We start from the raw sequence: 16812 nt of genomic DNA on the forward strand, positions 1-16812 counted from the left end.
CTATTTGAATAGAATAGTCTGTATCGCCCTTAGGATTTACAAAAATCCTGGTGAATATTCATGATACGAGGTGTACTGCCATTGGAAGAAGGAAATCGCACCCAATACCAGGACGTTTTTAGACTTATAAATAAAAAAATAGCTTACCTAAATCCTGCTCTTCGCCGGATCGCTGAGTATATTCTGGAAAATCCGAGCCAGTGCAAAAGTATAACGACTAAGGAATTGGCCGCAGCATGTAATGTTGCAGAATCTACCGTTACCCGTTTCGTCAAAGAGATTGGCCTCGACAGTTATCAGGAGTTGAAAATCGGCATTGCCGAAGCGTTAACGATGAACGATACCACCAGTCCGTCATCTGAAGAAAAATATGTCTATGAAGACATTAGCCGGAACGATACGCAAGAAATGATTCTTGAAAAAGTTTTGTATCGTAACGTACAAACGATGACGGAAACGAAGCAGCGCTTAAATATTGAAGAGCTTAGCAAAGCTGTGGAAGCAATCGACCAAGCGAAAGTGATTCTCTTCAGCAGTATGGGCTCTTCCAGGGCAGCTGCGGTATCGGGAGTTATGCGCTTCACTCGGGCCGGCAAGAAGAGTATGCTGCTCGGAGAGCAGAGCTCCCTATTAATGAGTGCCGCGATTGCGGGTCCAGGAGACGTCATGATCGGGATCAGTAACTCAGGCCGTTCGAAGGACGTTATCGATTCCATGAAGCTTGCTCAATCCAAAGGGGCACGTACGATTGGTATTACTTCATTTGAAGATTCGCCTTTAACGAAGTACTCGGATATTGCTTTATTCACTTCTGCCAAATCGTCAAACGAAGGCTCAGCGCTTTATTGGGAAGCAGCGGCCTCCAAGACTGCCCAAATTTTAGTGCTTGATTTAATTTATGCGTCCTACGCTGCGAAAAATTTCACTCAAACTTTAAATTATATGGAAGAAACCTATAAGGTGCTTAGAAGCTCAAGAGAGAAGTGATTTCAAAACTCAATATTTGACTCTGTCAAAGTAAGGATAATTATTTTGGCGGGGCTTCTTGCGTCCAAAATAAAATAAAATTATATTTTATTATTGACCTAGTAGAATAAAATTTTGTATAATTCGATTAATAGGAATGATCACTAGAGAGGAGCTTACAAATGAAAGCAGCGTATTATTACGGTATCGGTGACATTCGTGTAGAAGATGTACCCATTCCGGAAATTCAAGAAAATGAGATGCTTGTGAAGGTTAAGGCGTGCTCGGTTTGCGGAACGGACAACCGCATCTACAGGCACGGACATTTTAAAGTTCCTGAAGGCGTAAAGCGCGTGCTCGGTCACGAAACCTCCGGAGAAGTAGTGAAGGTCGGATCGGATATTACAGGTTTTAAGGGTGGAGAGCGTGTTGCCCTGCCCCCGAATGTCGGATGCGGCACCTGCCATATGTGTATTCGCGGTTACAACCAGCTTTGTCCTAACTATCAAGCTTTCGGGATCAGTATGGACGGCGGCTTCGCCGAATATGTAAAGGTTCCTTCGTTCGCGGTAAACAACGTCATTAAAATTCCGGATCATGTAAGCTACGAAGAGGCAGCAATCGCAGAACCGCTTTCTTGCGTGCTTCATGCTTATGAAGCTCATAAAACGGTTCCAGGCGACACGGTTCTTATTATCGGCCCCGGACCAATCGGCGCCCTTCATGTCATGATGAACAAAATGGCCGGCGGACGCATTATCGTTGCGGGAAGATCAGACGCGCGTCTCGAGCAAATCAAGCAATACGGCGCAGATATTGTCATTAACAACAGGGAAAAGGATTTGAAGGAAGAAATCGACAAAATTACGAACGGTTTTGGCGTGGATGTTGTTATTACTTCCAACTCCGATCCCGAGATGCAGAAGGTAGCGCTTGAAGTTGCCGGTTATCACGGCCGGGTCTCGTTGTTCGGAGGATTGCCGAAAGGCAAGGAATTCGTAACTTTAAATACAAACCTTATTCACTATAAAGAGCTTCTCGTGACTGCGACAACCGGCTCAAGTTTGCTCGATGTACACAAAGCGATGGACATGATCTCCACAGGTAAAATAGATGTAAAATCGCTTATTACAGCAAAATTTTCGATTGAAGATACAGTTGCCGCTTTGGACTATGCGGCACAGGGTACAGGCATGAAGGCACTAATTACATCCGAAAATTAAATTTTAGGAGGCACCAAATGAACAAGTTAATGAATGCTGCAGTCTTGCATGCGCCGGCCGATCTGCGTTATGAGCAGGTAAAGGTACCAACCTATAGCGAGAACGAAGTTCTGGTGCGCGTCCGGGCAGCAGGCGTTTGCGGCTCCGACTTGGGACGTGTCATGAAGACGGGAACGTACAGCTTTCCTACGATTCCGGGTCACGAATTTTGCGGCGAGGTTGCCGCGGTCGGCGCGGGCGTAAAAGATTTCAAACCGGGCGATCGCGTTGCCGTTGCCCCTATTCTTCCTTGCGGAACATGCGAGTTTTGCGAGACGGGGGATGTCGGTCTTTGCGACAACTATAATTATCTCGGCTCCCGGACACATGGCGGATATGCCGAGTACACGGTTGCTCCATCCAGAAACCTGATTCGTTTACCGGACAGCATGTCTTTTACCGAAGGGGCCATGGTTGAACCGGCAGCTGTCACTCTGCACGGCATGATGCGTGTAGGCATTAACGTTGGAGATACCGTTGCGGTACTTGGCTGCGGCACGATCGGCTTGTTTGCGATCCAGTTTGCCAAAATCATGGGTGCGACTCAGGTTATCGCAGCAGACGTCGCTTTGGATAAGCTTGAACTTGCGAAGCAGTTAGGCGCCGATATATGCCTGAACTCTGGAGAACTCGATGCTGCCCAGAAGATCAAGGAACTGACAGGCGGCAAAGGCGTGAATGTGGCGGTAGAAACGGCAGGGGTTGTCCAAACACAGGAGCAGTGCTTGCGAATTGCCAAGAAGAAGGGGCGCGTTCTCTATCTGGGAACTGCTCACCGGGACGTTGTCTTACCGCCAAAAAGTTTCGAATGCATCGTTAGAAACGAGCTGACTCTTGTAGGCTCCTGGAATTCTTACAGCGCGCCTTTCCCTGGCGTAGAGTGGCAAGCGACAATCGATTACGTTAAGAGCGGAGCTCTAAAGCTTCAACCATTAGTGACTCATACGTACAATCTGTCTGATGCTCCACAAGTGTTCGTTGATCTTGTAGACCGCAAGTATCCTTTTACGAAAGTGATTTATGAGATTAAATAAAGGGTTAAAAGGAGTATCCATATGAATCTACCATCCAAAGCAACTCAACCGACCATGTACTTTATTGGTGTAACGACGACAAAATCTTCCATCATGAAACTGTTTCCGCTTTGGGCAGAAGCTCTAGGTTTGAAAGACGCCGTTATAAAAGGAATCGATATCGATATTCATGCCAAGCCGGAAGTTTACAGAGAAGTCGTGGAATTTATTAAAAACGATGAATTATCGCTTGGCGCACTCGTAACGACGCATAAAATCGACCTCTATCATGCGGCCAGCGACCTGTTCGATTATTTGGATCCCCATGCGCAAATGTTCAAAGAGCTTTCCTCCATTTCCAAGAAAGACGGCAAATTGGAAGGCTACGCGAAAGATCCGATATCGAGCGGACTAGCGATGGAAGCTTTTATACCGGAAAATTATTGGACCAATCACGGCGGCGAAGTGCTGGTTCTAGGCTGCGGCGGAAGCGCGCTCGCTATCAGTTCCTATTTAACGGAAAAAGAACATGGCAATAACGTGCCTTCCAAAATCATTTTAACGAACCGCAGTAAGCCTAGATTGGATTCAGCTAAGGAGCTGCTGTCACAGCTTGAAACGAAAGTGCCGTTCGAATATCATCTTTGTCCGGAGCCTGCCCAAAATGACGATGTGATGGCTTCCCTTAAGCCGCATTCTTTGGTTATTAACGCTACAGGACTTGGCAAAGACAGACCGGGATCGCCACTTACGAATCAAGGCCAATATCCGGACAATGGATTGGTTTGGGAGCTGAATTACCGCGGCGAGCTTGATTTTATGCATCAAGCATTGAGTAAGAAAGATGAGAGGAATCTGCATGTCGAAGACGGATGGATTTATTTCATCCATGGCTGGACGCAGGTTATTGCAGAAGTGTTCCATGTAGAAATCAAAGGTGAATTGCTGCAAAAATGCGCCAAAATCGCAGAAAGCATCAAATAACAAATTAAAGACCGAGGGGTGTTTATAATGAGCAAGGAATTAACGGTTAAGCCATTTTCCATGTATTTTGATCTCATCAGCGGCATGTCAAACGAAAAAAGCACAACGAAACGTTATCTATCCAACATGAGAGGCATGTTCTCAAACAGTGAAGCTCTGGAAGCGCTGATTGAAAAAGACAATACGCTGATGTATGAATTTTTCGAATTGGAGATGCCTGAAAAAGACGGTCATCTATTATTCGGTACGAGCATCGTGTATCCAGGTAAAGTCGGCAATGAGTATTTCATGACCAAGGGACATTTTCATACCATTTTGGATACGGCTGAAGTTTACTACTGTCTGAGCGGTAAGGGGTATATGCTCATGGAAAATCCTGAAGGGGACTGGGTCGCAGAAGAAATGACTCCGGGAAAAGCGGTATATGTACCGGGCCGTTACGCTCACCGCAGTATTAACGTAGGCGATGAGCCTATGATTACGTTCTTTGTATTCCGTGCGGATGCAGGCCATGACTATGGAACGATTGAAACGAAAGGCTATCGAAAACTGATTGTGGAAAATGACGGCAAGGTTGAAATCGTAGACAATCCCAAATGGGGAGCTCAATAAGCAAATGGCAACGAGGGACCTGAATCCTTATTCAGGTCCCCCCCATGAGGGGTGAAATTGTCTAATACCAATTACAGCAGAGATCAGTCACCTTGGCATATTAAGGGAGGTGATCACGATGAATTAAATAACATGGCTTCAAGCTTGTTCGGTCGCTTCAGATTGAACAAAATTTATCAACCCAAAATGAAAGCGCTTTATTAATCATGATGTAAATAAGGGGGAAATGAAATGAGAAAGATTCATTTGCGGTCATCGTACATGCTGCTTATCTTCACTGTGATTATAGCCTTGCTCTCTGCTTGTTCCGGCCAGACCGACTCTTCGAACGAAGCGAATCAAGCAGGGCAGACGAAAGCGCCCGCAGGATCGGACGATCCTGCCAAAAAACTAGGAAAAATCGTCATCGGATGGGTTCCGCCGGATATTACGGGAGTTTACAAAATCGCAACCACCTATATGGAAAAGTCGGCAGAAGACGCTAAAAAATCCGGATTAGATGTGGAAATACTTACGAAAGCAAGCAACAACCACGGCGATGCCAATGCACAAATTCAGAACATAGAAGACATGATTCAAAGAAAAGTCAGTGCGATTATTATTTCCCCGGCAGACGTAGAACCGTTAAAACCTGTACTAAAAGAAGCAAAAGAAGCGCAAATACCTGTCATCATCGTCAATTTGCTCACACCGATTGAGGGGACAGAGGTCGATACTTATATCGGATTTGATAATGCGAAGGCAGCAGAAGTTTCAGCATACGCGATGCTTAACGCTCTTGGCGGACCAGGCGTACTGGATGGGAAAGGAAAAAAAGTGGACGTTCAACCGAATCAAGAGTTGGATTTGGAATGGTGGCAGAACGTTTATAAAGAAGTCGACCCGAGCTCGATAAAGGGTAAAATTGCGATTCTTTCCGGAGTTCCAGGAAGTTTCTATGATAACGAACGTCAAAAAGGTTTCGATAAGGTGTTGAAAAATTACCCGAATGTAGAGGTCGTTGCAAAGCTTCCGGCAGATTGGAACAGACAAAAGGGAGTTTCCGTAACAGAAAACATTCTTCAGAAGCACAAAGAAATTGACGGCATCTGGGCGGCTTCTAACGAGATGGGCCTCGGTGCAATTAATGCGGTTCAAAACGCCGGTCTTACAGGAAAAGTTTTCGTAACGACAAATGACGGCACATCGGAGAGCGTCGACAGAATTAGAGAAGAAAAGCTCTTGCTCGAAACGTGGCACGGCTTCCCTGAATGGGGCTGGTACGGTGTTAAATTCGGGGTGATGCTCCACTTGGGAGAAGAAGTTCCGCAAACCTACGATATCCGGCCGCGGACAGAGTATAAAGGCAATGCAGATGCTTTCTATCCGAATCCTATGCTCGAACCGATCGATTGGCAGGAAATTATTAGCAATGCTAAGCCCAAATAATTTTTCCGCTAGTTGTTTTGTTTAACGCTTCGACTCCTTTGTGTTCAAATTTAAATGCTGCGGTTTGAACACAAAGGCCATTCGATATTTCTTACTTCCATTTGAAATTTGGATACAGGAGGGGTGAAGATGACAGATATCTTATTGAAGATGAATAAAATCAGAAAGCGTTTTTATGAAACAGTGGCATTGGCCGATGTGGACTTGGAAATCAAGAAAGGTGAAGTTCACATGCTTTTAGGAGAAAACGGCGCCGGCAAATCCACGTTGATGAAGATTTTATCCGGTTCTTATGTTCCCGATGAAGGAGAGATTTATTGGGAAGGAAATCCTGTTGCCTTCAAGGCTCCCTCCGACTCGCTTGCGCTTGGGATCGGTATGGTCTACCAGGAGCTGACTATGATTAAAGAGCTCAGCGTGATGGAAAATATTTTTCTAGGGCGTTTGCCTAACCGGAAAGCCATTCCGTTAGTCGATTGGAAGAAATCGATCGATAATACCGAAAAAGTACTTAGCACCTTAGGCCTGGATATTAATTTGCATGAAAAAATATCCCATTATGATTTGGGCATTCAGCAGTTAGTCGAGATTGCTAGGGCGATTTCAAGAGATGCGAAACTAATCATATTGGACGAGCCTACCTCCGCTTTAACCGATAAAGAGGTCAAAGCTCTATTCAATGCCATTAAGCGTTTAAAAAAACAGGGGATCTCTTTTGTTTATATTACCCATAAGCTTGATGAAGTTTTTGAAATAGGCGATACGGTAACGGTGCTTAGAGACGGTCATACGATCGATACCATCCATAATATTTCCGGCGTTACACAAGACATGCTTGTGAGTATGATGGTTGGCCGCTCCATTAATGAACAGTATCCGAAGGTTAATCATTGCACGTCCAAAGAAGTGTTGCAAGTAAGAGGTCTTGGAGACGGAAAAGCGATTCAGGATATTTCGTTCTCCTTACATGAAGGAGAGATTTTGGGCATTGCCGGTCTGGTAGGCTCGGGAATAACGGAGCTGGTTGAAAGCTTATTCGGCCTAAGGAAAGCGAATGAAGGGACCGTACTATTAAATAACGAGCCTTATTCGCCCCATAATCCAAAAAGCGCAATTAGCCGGAAGCTCGGTTTTGTTACTAAAAATCGTAAAGAAGGCCTGCTATTGCACATGTCAGTGGCAGAAAACATAACGGTCTCCAGTTTCTCCGGCTATAGCAAATGGGGGTTCAGAAATAAGAAAAAGGAGCAGGACGTTTCGGAACAATATAAAAAGCTGTTAAAAATCAGCACTCCGAGCGTAGCCAGCCAGATCGGCAAGCTAAGCGGAGGCAATCAGCAAAAAGGAGCAATTGCGAAATGGCTCTGCAATCAAACCAAAATATTTATTATGGATGATCCGACACGCGGTATTGACATTGGAGCTAAAGTGGAAGTTTATAAACTGTTGAATCAAATAACCGAACAGGGCGGATCGGTTATCCTCGTTTCGACGGAGCTGCCGGAGTTAATCGGAATGTCCGATAACATCGTCGTAATGAATAGAGGAAAGCTGGTAGCCAGCTTTAATGCGCGTGAATGCAGTCAGGAACTTATTATGGAAAAAGCGGCAGGAGGGCTATGACCGATGCAAAGTGTTGATTTAACTGTCTTTCAAAAAGAAAAAGCCGAAGCGAAAAAGAAAACAATGATGCATTACGTCAACAAAATCAGCCCTATTATTCCGTTATTGATTTTAATTGTTTATATGGCAATCGCGAACCGCGAATTTTTCACGGTGAACAATTTTTTGAATATTTCCAAGCAATCTTCTGTCATGGGTATTTTGGCGATCGGACAAACGATGGTCATCATCGCTGCGGGGATTGACTTAGCTGTAGGCTCAGTGATGGCGCTAACCGGCTGTATTATCGCTGTAGCTATTATCAATGGCGGTGTCAATCCGGTCGTTGCCGTTATGATCGGCATCGTTGGCGGTATTTTAACCGGTTCATTGATTGGCCTGATTATTACAAAACTGAAAGTGCAAGATTTTATCGCGACGCTGGGTTCGCTTACAGCGATTCAAGGTTTTGCCTTGTTGACGAGCGGCGGGCTGCCTATTTCGGGGCTTCCCGAAGGTCTTCTGTTTATCGGCAATGGAAGCATAGCCCGAATTCCGATTTCGTTTTTGGTCTTTGTAGCGGTAGCCATAATCGGTTGGGTCATATTAAGGCATACGACGTTTGGACGCAATGTAAATGCTCTGGGCGGGAATAGGGAAGCGGCCTGGGTTTCCGGGATTAATGTTAATCGGACGAAACTGCTCGTCTATGCTTTTTCCGGATTTTGCGCATCGATTGCAAGTGTCGTCATGTTAGGCCGTCTTAATTCTGCAAACGCTTTAATGGGCGAGGGGATGGAGCTGCTGTCCATTTCTGCCGTCGTTCTTGGCGGTACGAGCTTATTTGGCGGAGCCGGATCGATAGGCGGAACGATTATTGGCGTCATTACGATGGGTACGCTAAGTAACGGATTGAATTTTCTGGACATTTCCGCTTTTTGGCAAAAGGTTATTTTAGGCCTCGTTATTATTAGCGTAGTAGCGCTTGATACGTTCAGAAGAAGAGTAGCGCGATAGAGTTTACCCAAAAATCGTGGGAGGTTTAGCACATGTACAAATACGGAGTGCACAGTTCTTTTGGCGAGAAAGATTGGAATTTCGATTTATTTAAAGCTGTGCGAAGACATGCGCAAAACGGGTTTGATGTTGTGGAAATTTTTATTCCTACACTTTTGAACAGACCTAAGCATGAATATCAGGAATTGAAAAAAGCCGCCGATGATTGCGGCGTGGAAATGACTTACTCAACCGGACTTGCGAAAGAGCATGATTTGTCGTCCAAAGATGAGAAAATCCGCAGACAAGCGGTCGAGTATGTGAAAAACGCGCTGGATATTATATCCAGTATGGGCGGTAAAGCTTTTGGCGGCGTCAATTACGCGGCTTGGGCAGGGAAGCTTGAACCAAACGAGTTTGACCGCAATGCCTATGTCGCTAACAGCGTCAAGAGCATGAAGGAGCTGGCTAAAACAGCGGAGGATCTCGGCATAACGTATTTGTTTGAGGTCGTAAACCGCTTTGAGACGACGGTAATGAATACAGCTGCGGAAGGTATAGCGTTTATCGAGGAGGTCGGAAGCCCAAGCTGCAAGCTCTTGCTGGATACATTTCATATGAACATTGAAGAGGTTAGCTTTAAGGATGCCATTATAACTGCAGGAGATAAATTAGCTTGTCTGCATGTAGGAGAGTGCAATCGCAGCCTTCCGAGCAGGGAGGGGAGAACGGATTGGAATGCATTTTATGATGCGCTCAAGACGGTTAACTTCGACGGTATTGTAACGATAGAATCTTTTATTACGACAGGCGGGCAAATAGGAAAGGACATCGGTCTGTACCGGGACCTCTCTCTCGGGAAAGATGACCGTCAGCTGGATGAATCGGTAAGAGAAGCATTGAAATACCTGAAGTCCCACGAAAACTAAAACCTAATTGGAGGATACAACGATGGATACAGGATTAAAAGGAAAAAAAGTGCTGGTTACGGGATCAACAACGGGGATCGGCAAAGGAATTGTGGAAGCATTTGCGCAGGAAGGGGCTAACGTAATCCTCAATGGCTCAGTGGAAGAACGGGTAAATAACACGGTAAATGAATTGCAGCAAAAGTATAAGGACGTCAAAATTTCCGGGATCACCGCTAACCTTGTCAATCTGGAAGAAGCAAACAGGCTTTACGACGAAGCGAGCAAAGACGGTAAACTTGATTTATTGGTAAATAATCTTGGCATCTTCCCTGTAAAGCCGTTTGAAGAAATTACTGACGAAGATTGGGATCATATATGGAATGTGAACGTGATGAGTACGGTGCGGCTTTGCAGAAGAGCGCTTCCCGATATGCTTAAAGCGAACTCGGGCAAGATCATCAACATCAATAGTGAAGCAGGTTTTCGGCCAAATGGCGACCTTGTTCACTACTCTACCACGAAGTCAGCGCTTCTCGGTTTGAGCCGGGCAATGGCGGAGCTTACCAAAGGCTCGAAAGTTACCGTAAACAGTGTGTTGCCGGTTACGACTTGGACGCCGGGAATCGAAACATACCTGCAGGGCTATGCAGAACGCGGCGGTATCAGTCTCGAACAAGCGAAGATTAATTATTTCAAGGAAGGAAATGACAGTTCTTCCTTACTGCAAAGATTTCTAACGGTGGAGGAAGTGGCGAAAACGGTCATTTTCGCAGCTTGCAACGATGGGATTAACGGCAACTCTATTCTAATAGATGCTGGCGTAATCCGTCATATTTAATAAGCGGAAATACCGGGCTGTATGGCCCGGTATTGGTTTGTTTTTTTAAACACTACACAGAGAATTTATTAAAGGGGCTCCCGATGAGATTTACCATTGGCAGAAAGATATTAGCGGGATTTTTAATCATGTTGTGTTTATTGGTTATGGTCAGTTTTATCAGTGTTTTGAAAATGTCCGATATGGGTCAAGCGGCTATCTCAATTGAAAAAAAATGGATGCCCGGCGTTAAAACATTAGCAAGCATGCAGGCGGATTTGTACGAAATACAGCATTGCTTGTTATCGATTATTTTGGAAACGGATGATCAGAAAATCATTCAATATCAAAGTAAAATGAATGACTTGATAGCAGAATTGAAAACGATTCAAAAAAAATATAATGCTGCTTACACATCGAATGATCACGAAAGAAGCTTGCTCACACAATTTATCGACTCGGAAGAGCAGTATTTGAAGTCGTTTCCGGAGGTCATTCAAGCCAGGAAAGAAAATGATTTCATCACTGCCAATTTTCTGATCTCCCAGTCGCTACCGCATTTTAATCAAGCGATGAATGGCTTATCAGAGTTAAGAAGCCTGGGCGATTCAGGCTCTAATCTGGCGACAGGAAGCTCCATTCAAACATTCGAATCAGGAAGGTTATTTGTTATCATTTTAAGCTTGATCACGATTGCTTCCGGTTTCGGCTTGGCCTATTTCCTTTCCCGGATGATATCAAAACCGCTTATAAGAGTTACAGCCGCGGCAGACCGTTTGGCAAACGGCGATTTGACGGTAAAAGATTTGGAAATTCGAAGCAAAGATGAACTGGGGGATCTGGCCGGATCATTCTCTCATATGGCTTCCAGCCTGAGAGAGCTGATGTTTCATGTCGGCATCAATTCCGAGCTGGTTGCCGCATCATCGCAAGAACTGACAGCTAGCGCGGATCAAACAAGCTCGGCTTCCGAGCATGTGGCTATACTTGCTCATGAGGTTGCAACCGATGTCCAGAAGCAGGTCCAAGATTTAGAACAAAGCAAACGTATCGTTGATGAACTGTCGGAAGGCATCGGGCAAATCGTCATCATTGTGCAGCATGCATCTGCTGCCGTATTTCAAGCAAACCAATTGTCGCTAAATGGTAATGAATCGATTCAAACCTCAATGAAGCAAATGGATACGATTCAAGGCACTGCCCAGAAACTAGCGGAAATTGTAAGGCGGCTGGGTGAAAACTCAAACGAAGTGGGCAAAATCATCGGCGTTATTACCGACATTGCTGCCCAAACGAATTTGCTGGCTCTTAATGCAGCTATTGAAGCTGCGAGAGCAGGCGAGCACGGCAAAGGATTTGCCGTCGTCGCTCATGAAGTGCGTATGCTGGCTGAACAAACGGGAATGTCGGCAAAACAAATTTCAAAACTGGTTACTAACAACCAGGTTGAAACCCGAAATGCCATACAATCTATGGAGATTAGCGCACAGGAAATAACTGAAGGAATGAATATGATCAATCAGGCAGGAAAATCTTTCGTGCATATTCAAGCGGCTGTGAAATCCGTAGAAAGACAGACGGAGGAAGTTTCCGCTGCTGTCGTGCAGATGGCGGCTGGAGCCGGACATATTTCAAATTCAATCGCAGTTGTGGCCAATTTAGCCGAAAACTCTGCAGCGAATACACAAAGTGTGTCAGGGGCTGCCGAAGAACAACTCGCTTCCATGGAAGAAATTAATGCATCAGCAACCGCGCTGGCCAATATGGCATCGGATCTGCAAAACCTTATAAGTAAATTTAAAGTATAGGCAAATATATCGATTTAGGGGAATGGGAGGCATTATAAATGAAAATATATAACATCAAAGATACGGAAGGTTTTTTTGAAGTGTTGGACAAATGCAAGGGGGTTGTCGAACTCATTACATCGGAAGGGGACCGGTTAAATCTGAAGTCAAAATTAAGTCAGTATGTTGCTTTAAGTAAAATATTTACGGATGCACAAATCGAGGATATTGAAATTATCGCTCACGAGCCGAGCGACGTATCGTTGTTATTTCAGTTTCTTATTAACGGAAATCAATAATATTGGCATTGCAAGCTGAACAAATGGACATATTAATTCATAAAAGGTGGTAAAGGCGGGATCCAAGTGGAAGAGCAAGATAAGGAGAACATGATATCGGGAAATCTGATCAGGGACGAAGCGCGTTTTCGCGCTCTTTTTGACCGGTGGGATGATATCGTGTTCCGGAGCTTCCGCTTGGGAGGGAGTCAAGGCGGTCTTCTTATATTTATTGACGGCATGGTGGATGAGCAGCGAATGGAGCTTCAAGTGCTTCAGCCGCTGCTGTCATGCACAAGTTCGGATGAGGAATGGAAAAACGACACGCTGGCATGGTTGACTTACAATGTGCTGCCAACGGAAAGAATCAGCGTCAAAATGCGGGAAGATCAGGCAACGGAGGCGATTTTATGCGGAGATGTGATTTTGCTGGTCGATGGTATGCCAGGCTCCCTCATGATCGGTATGAGTTCGCTAAAAACGAGATCCGTTGAAGAGCCGGCATCAGAACCTGTTATTAGAGGACCTAAGGACGGATTTACGGAAAGCTTGCAGATTAATGCTACCTTGATCCGGCGCAGAATGAAAACGCCACGGCTGAAAAGCGAATCTTTCCAAGTCGGCGCCTTGTCACGAACCAAATTAACGGTCATGTATGTAGAAGGTATCGCCGGGCAAGATCTAATCGATGAGGTGAAAGCAAGAATTCAAAATATTCATATCGATATCGTGCTTGAAAGCGGATATATCGAAGAATTGATGGCCGATTCCCGTCATTCTATTTTTCCGCAGCTGATGCCTACCGAGCGCCCGGACCGCGCTGTTGCTTCACTGGCTGAAGGGAGAGTAGTCATTATCGTGGATAATACGCCTTTTATCCTTATAGCGCCTACGACACCCTTTGAAATGCTTCAAGCCGCAGAGGATTACAGCCAAAATTTTATTGTAGTGACGGCTAATCGCTGGCTTCGCTTAAGCTTGTCGTTCATTGCTCTTATATTTCCCTCCTTGTATATTGCCATAACGACGATGCATCAAGAAATGCTGCCGGGCGATCTATTGCTTAGTATCGCTTCGTCACGAGAGGCTGTCCCGTTTCCCGCTATAGTGGAAGCTTTCATCATGGAGCTTTCATTTGAAGGCTTAAGAGAAGCGGGAATACGGCTGCCGCGCCAAGTAGGTCAAGCCGTCAGCATTGTAGGGGCATTGGTCATTGGACAAGCAGCGGTGCAGGCGGGCCTCGTCGCATCGTCGCTTGTCATTGTTGTGTCTTTTACAGGAATTGCATCATTTATATTTCCGTCTTACAGTCAAGGGCTGCCGATTCGCTTGCTTCGTTTCCCTTTAATGATCGTAGCGGGTACGCTTGGCCTTTACGGCATATTTATTTTCATGCTTGCCCTGCTTATTCACTTGTTGAAATTGAAATCTTTTGGAGTCTCCTATCTTTCCCCTGTATCTACGATGAACATTGTTGGTATGAAGGATGTTCTCATGCGTGTGCCTTGGTGGAACCGCAATAAAGGGGGACGAGTGACATCAGATCGGAAAAGATGAGGATCGTATCGGATAGCCCATTGCGACGAAGTTTTTCGAAAGGAAACATGGCTGATGCTGCATCTCACTAAGCGAATTTTATTATTTATTCTCGTTATTTGCCTGCTTTCCGGCTGCTGGGGCAGAACGGAAGTAAACAATATCGCTATTGTGTCCGCGACAGGATTAGATTTGACGGAAAATGATCTTATTCGGGTAACGCTGCTCTTAGCCGTTCCACGTCTTGTAGGTACTTCTTCCGGAAACGGCGGTGGGGAATCCAAGCTGGAAACTACGGCAGGCTGGGTCGTCTCGGAGCAAGGGAAGACGGTTACGGAAGCGTATAACAAACTGCAGGGAAAGCTCCCCCGCAAAATTTTCTTCTCGCATAATCGCGTAATCGTCATTGGTGAGAAGCTGGCGGAAAAAGGCACGTTTCCGATCTTCGATTTTTTCATACGCAACAGGCAGGCACAGCTGAAGAGCTTTATTCTATTCACGAAAGCAGAAGCGGAGGATGTACTGAACTTTAAACCTAAATTTGAGAAGCTGGCCTCGGAAGTCATGAAGGGTGAGTTGAAGGTAAGCATGGGTTCTTCCGTCCAATTAGGAAAGTTTTTAACGATGATAATGGACGTAGGGCAGGAAGCTTATGCGCCGCAGATTTCCATTGTCCCCTCGAAAAACGGGGAGATTGGCTTGGATAACCTGATGGTTTCCAAAGGGGCTGCCGTCTTCCAAGAAGATAAGTTGATCGGTTGGCTCAACGACACAGAGACGATGGGCTTGCTTTGGATTCGAAATGAGATGAAGGAAGGCACCTTAACCGTAAATATTCCCGGTAATCTCGGCGGGGGGTATGTAAGCGGGGAATTTGCAAATGTCAGGAGTCAAGTATTGCCGGCTGCACACAAAGGCGCGATTAAGATGGATATCGATTTTTCAGCATTATTAAACGTTACCGAAAACACGTCGAAGCTTGACTTGAACACACCTGCTAACAGGACAATGCTCAGCAATTTATTCGCGAATGAAGTGAAGGAAAGAATGGAAATGCTTTGTATGAAAGTTCAAAAAAAATTCCGTTCGGATATTTTCGGCTTTGGACAAATCATTTATAAACAAGATCCTCAAGTATGGCATAAAGATTATGCCGGAAAGTGGGAGACGTTATTTGCGGATATGAAAGTCGATATTTCGGCGAAGGTACAGCTTGTTCAGACAGGATTGCTAAGAAATGGATCGATGGAGGAGGAGATGAAATGAATAACATATCATCTTACCATTTGTTTGCACTCATGGTTATGTTTCAATTCGGAACAACGGTTATTTTCGGCTTCGGTATCGATTCAGGACGGGATGCCTGGTTCACCGCGTTAATATCGTCTTTACTCGGGGGGATTCTCATTGCGGGCTATGTAGCCATCGCTAAGTTAAATCATTTTGCTTCGTTAGTTAGTTGGTTTCCAAAATGGTTCGGTAAATGGCTCGGTACACCGCTCGCTTGGCTGTATCCTCTGTTCTTCATTTATACAGCTGCGCGTATTATTTGTGATCTCAGGTTTCTTCTGCCTCTTACGCTGCTTCCAAAAACACCGGCATGGTTTTTTATCGGGATTCTTATCATGTTAATCTTATATGTCATGTATGCCGGCATTGAGATTTTGTTTAGAATCGCCGGTATCCTTCTGCCGGTGCTGATCCTATTTATTTTATTCGAAACGATCGTGCTTTGGGCTTCCGGAAGCTTGCATGTCGACTATCTCAGACCTTTTATGGCCGAAGGCTTCGGCAGGGTGTCGAAAAATATATGGCCAGTGGGCGTAACGACAACATACGGAGAATGTTTAGTAATGGGTGTGTTTTGGTACAAGTTAAACAGCAAACAATATTTGGGGCGCGTCAGTGTTGGGGCGGCCTTATTTGCGGGATTTTTTATCGTGCTGTTTGATTTGTTAGCCATCACGTCCTTAGGCGAATATCTGTTCAAGAAGATGGTTTTTCCCGCTTTTACGATATTGAAATTGACAAGTGTCGCTGATTTTTTGGAGAATTTAGAGGTTTTTGGCGCCATGTACTTTATGTGCTCGGCATTCGTTAAAATATCTGTCTATTTGTTTGCCGCCGTTGCATGCATTCGCGAACTGACATATGCGGCCAATGATCATCTGGCCATCTGGATAACGGCTTTAATTGCATATGTAATGTCCATGACAATGGCTCATAATTTATCCGAGCATTTACAGGTTTGGTTAGGAAGCATAGCAAATATGATTGTCGTTCCGATGTATATCGTACTTCCAGGGATTATCCTTTTGCTTTCATTGCTCGTGAATTTGAAAAATAGGAGAGCGGCGTAATGAAAATTCACTTTCCATGGGAATCAAGCATTGTGCTGCAAACACCCTGGATTATGCCAATTACATTGGTTGCAGCGGCTTTGCTCCTTTCTTTGATCAGTTGGCTGAAGCCAAGGGGGAAATAATCATCATAATAATAAGCCTTTTGGACTATTGAGTCAAAAGTGCTTTTTTTATTGTTCTATTTCTCGACATTGTGACGAATATTTGAATTATGATGTAATTAATGCGTTTTATTTAACTTTTTTAATTGCTATATA

General features: G+C 44.9%; 16 protein-coding genes. All 16 read left to right on the top strand.

The genetic code is table 11. The annotated features are described in order from the left end of the window. The first annotated feature begins 60 nt into the window (after positions 1–60). The 16 genes from AC0YNZ_RS15775 (at position 61) to AC0YNZ_RS15850 (ending at position 16677) form a co-directional block, all read left to right on the top strand. Positions 61–987 (top strand): MurR/RpiR family transcriptional regulator, encoded by a 927-nt coding sequence (locus tag AC0YNZ_RS15775; RefSeq protein ID WP_475827509.1) that lies wholly within the window; start codon positions 61–63, stop codon positions 985–987. 161 nt (positions 988–1148) lie between these two features. Beyond that, complete coding sequence (locus AC0YNZ_RS15780) at positions 1149–2189, top strand: zinc-dependent dehydrogenase (protein WP_475827510.1); 1041 nt, start codon at positions 1149–1151, stop codon at positions 2187–2189. Between the two features lie 17 nt (positions 2190–2206). Beyond that, a complete protein-coding gene (locus AC0YNZ_RS15785; RefSeq protein WP_475827511.1) occupies positions 2207–3262 on the top strand; it encodes a galactitol-1-phosphate 5-dehydrogenase in 1056 nt (351 codons plus the stop codon). A 21-nt stretch (positions 3263–3283) separates the two neighbouring features. After that, positions 3284–4225 (top strand): shikimate dehydrogenase family protein, encoded by a 942-nt coding sequence (locus tag AC0YNZ_RS15790; RefSeq protein WP_475827512.1) that lies wholly within the window; start codon positions 3284–3286, stop codon positions 4223–4225. A gap of 27 nt (positions 4226–4252) precedes the next feature. Then, positions 4253–4837 carry a glucose-6-phosphate isomerase gene (locus AC0YNZ_RS15795; RefSeq protein WP_475827513.1) on the top strand — a complete coding sequence of 195 codons (585 nt, stop codon included), beginning with the start codon at positions 4253–4255 and terminating at the stop codon, positions 4835–4837. A gap of 231 nt (positions 4838–5068) precedes the next feature. Then, a complete protein-coding gene (locus AC0YNZ_RS15800; protein WP_475827514.1) occupies positions 5069–6265 on the top strand; it encodes a sugar ABC transporter substrate-binding protein in 1197 nt (398 codons plus the stop codon). A 129-nt stretch (positions 6266–6394) separates the two neighbouring features. Next, a complete protein-coding gene (locus tag AC0YNZ_RS15805; RefSeq protein ID WP_475827515.1) occupies positions 6395–7888 on the top strand; it encodes a sugar ABC transporter ATP-binding protein in 1494 nt (497 codons plus the stop codon). A gap of 3 nt (positions 7889–7891) precedes the next feature. Continuing rightward, positions 7892–8884 (top strand): ABC transporter permease, encoded by a 993-nt coding sequence (locus AC0YNZ_RS15810; protein WP_475827516.1) that lies wholly within the window; start codon positions 7892–7894, stop codon positions 8882–8884. Positions 8885–8916: 32 nt separating this feature from the next. After that, positions 8917–9792 carry a D-psicose 3-epimerase gene (locus tag AC0YNZ_RS15815; protein ID WP_475827517.1) on the top strand — a complete coding sequence of 292 codons (876 nt, stop codon included), beginning with the start codon at positions 8917–8919 and terminating at the stop codon, positions 9790–9792. Between the two features lie 22 nt (positions 9793–9814). Next, positions 9815–10612: an SDR family NAD(P)-dependent oxidoreductase gene (locus AC0YNZ_RS15820; RefSeq protein ID WP_475827518.1), complete on the top strand. Its 798-nt coding sequence runs from the start codon at positions 9815–9817 to the stop codon at positions 10610–10612. Positions 10613–10695: 83 nt separating this feature from the next. After that, positions 10696–12399, top strand: a complete 1704-nt coding sequence (locus tag AC0YNZ_RS15825; RefSeq protein ID WP_475827519.1) for a methyl-accepting chemotaxis protein — start codon at positions 10696–10698, stop codon at positions 12397–12399. 38 nt (positions 12400–12437) lie between these two features. Beyond that, positions 12438–12677 carry a polya polymerase gene (locus tag AC0YNZ_RS15830; RefSeq protein WP_110771926.1) on the top strand — a complete coding sequence of 80 codons (240 nt, stop codon included), beginning with the start codon at positions 12438–12440 and terminating at the stop codon, positions 12675–12677. Between the two features lie 66 nt (positions 12678–12743). Then, positions 12744–14213, top strand: a complete 1470-nt coding sequence (locus AC0YNZ_RS15835) for a spore germination protein (protein ID WP_475827520.1) — start codon at positions 12744–12746, stop codon at positions 14211–14213. 54 nt (positions 14214–14267) lie between these two features. Continuing rightward, the gene (locus AC0YNZ_RS15840; protein ID WP_475827521.1) at positions 14268–15458 is read left to right on the top strand and encodes a Ger(x)C family spore germination protein; all 1191 of its coding nucleotides are present in this window, start codon (positions 14268–14270) and stop codon (positions 15456–15458) included. Then, on the top strand, positions 15455–16552 hold the full coding sequence (locus AC0YNZ_RS15845; RefSeq protein ID WP_475827522.1) for a GerAB/ArcD/ProY family transporter: 1098 nt from the start codon (positions 15455–15457) through the stop codon (positions 16550–16552). The genes AC0YNZ_RS15840 and AC0YNZ_RS15845 overlap by 4 nt, the downstream gene beginning before the upstream one ends. Further along, positions 16552–16677: a hypothetical protein gene (locus AC0YNZ_RS15850; RefSeq protein WP_475827523.1), complete on the top strand. Its 126-nt coding sequence runs from the start codon at positions 16552–16554 to the stop codon at positions 16675–16677. The genes AC0YNZ_RS15845 and AC0YNZ_RS15850 overlap by 1 nt, the downstream gene beginning before the upstream one ends. The last annotated feature ends 135 nt before the right edge of the window (positions 16678–16812 follow it).

It is taken from the genome of Paenibacillus sp. J2L1-98, assembly GCF_056269405.1.

Excerpts from the sequence above, each read along its gene's own strand:
- AC0YNZ_RS15775 (WP_475827509.1), top strand. The coding sequence starts at position 61 with ATGATACGAGGTGTACTGCCATTGGAAGAAGGAAATCGCACCCAATAC.
- AC0YNZ_RS15780 (WP_475827510.1), top strand. The coding sequence starts at position 1,149 with ATGAAAGCAGCGTATTATTACGGTATCGGTGACATTCGTGTAGAAGAT.
- AC0YNZ_RS15785 (WP_475827511.1), top strand. The coding sequence starts at position 2,207 with ATGAACAAGTTAATGAATGCTGCAGTCTTGCATGCGCCGGCCGATCTG.
- AC0YNZ_RS15790 (WP_475827512.1), top strand. The coding sequence starts at position 3,284 with ATGAATCTACCATCCAAAGCAACTCAACCGACCATGTACTTTATTGGT.
- AC0YNZ_RS15795 (WP_475827513.1), top strand. The coding sequence starts at position 4,253 with ATGAGCAAGGAATTAACGGTTAAGCCATTTTCCATGTATTTTGATCTC.
- AC0YNZ_RS15800 (WP_475827514.1), top strand. The coding sequence starts at position 5,069 with ATGAGAAAGATTCATTTGCGGTCATCGTACATGCTGCTTATCTTCACT.
- AC0YNZ_RS15805 (WP_475827515.1), top strand. The coding sequence starts at position 6,395 with ATGACAGATATCTTATTGAAGATGAATAAAATCAGAAAGCGTTTTTAT.
- AC0YNZ_RS15810 (WP_475827516.1), top strand. The coding sequence starts at position 7,892 with ATGCAAAGTGTTGATTTAACTGTCTTTCAAAAAGAAAAAGCCGAAGCG.
- AC0YNZ_RS15815 (WP_475827517.1), top strand. The coding sequence starts at position 8,917 with ATGTACAAATACGGAGTGCACAGTTCTTTTGGCGAGAAAGATTGGAAT.
- AC0YNZ_RS15820 (WP_475827518.1), top strand. The coding sequence starts at position 9,815 with ATGGATACAGGATTAAAAGGAAAAAAAGTGCTGGTTACGGGATCAACA.
- AC0YNZ_RS15825 (WP_475827519.1), top strand. The coding sequence starts at position 10,696 with ATGAGATTTACCATTGGCAGAAAGATATTAGCGGGATTTTTAATCATG.
- AC0YNZ_RS15830 (WP_110771926.1), top strand. The coding sequence starts at position 12,438 with ATGAAAATATATAACATCAAAGATACGGAAGGTTTTTTTGAAGTGTTG.
- AC0YNZ_RS15840 (WP_475827521.1), top strand. The coding sequence starts at position 14,268 with ATGCTGCATCTCACTAAGCGAATTTTATTATTTATTCTCGTTATTTGC.
- AC0YNZ_RS15845 (WP_475827522.1), top strand. The coding sequence starts at position 15,455 with ATGAATAACATATCATCTTACCATTTGTTTGCACTCATGGTTATGTTT.
- AC0YNZ_RS15850 (WP_475827523.1), top strand. The coding sequence starts at position 16,552 with ATGAAAATTCACTTTCCATGGGAATCAAGCATTGTGCTGCAAACACCC.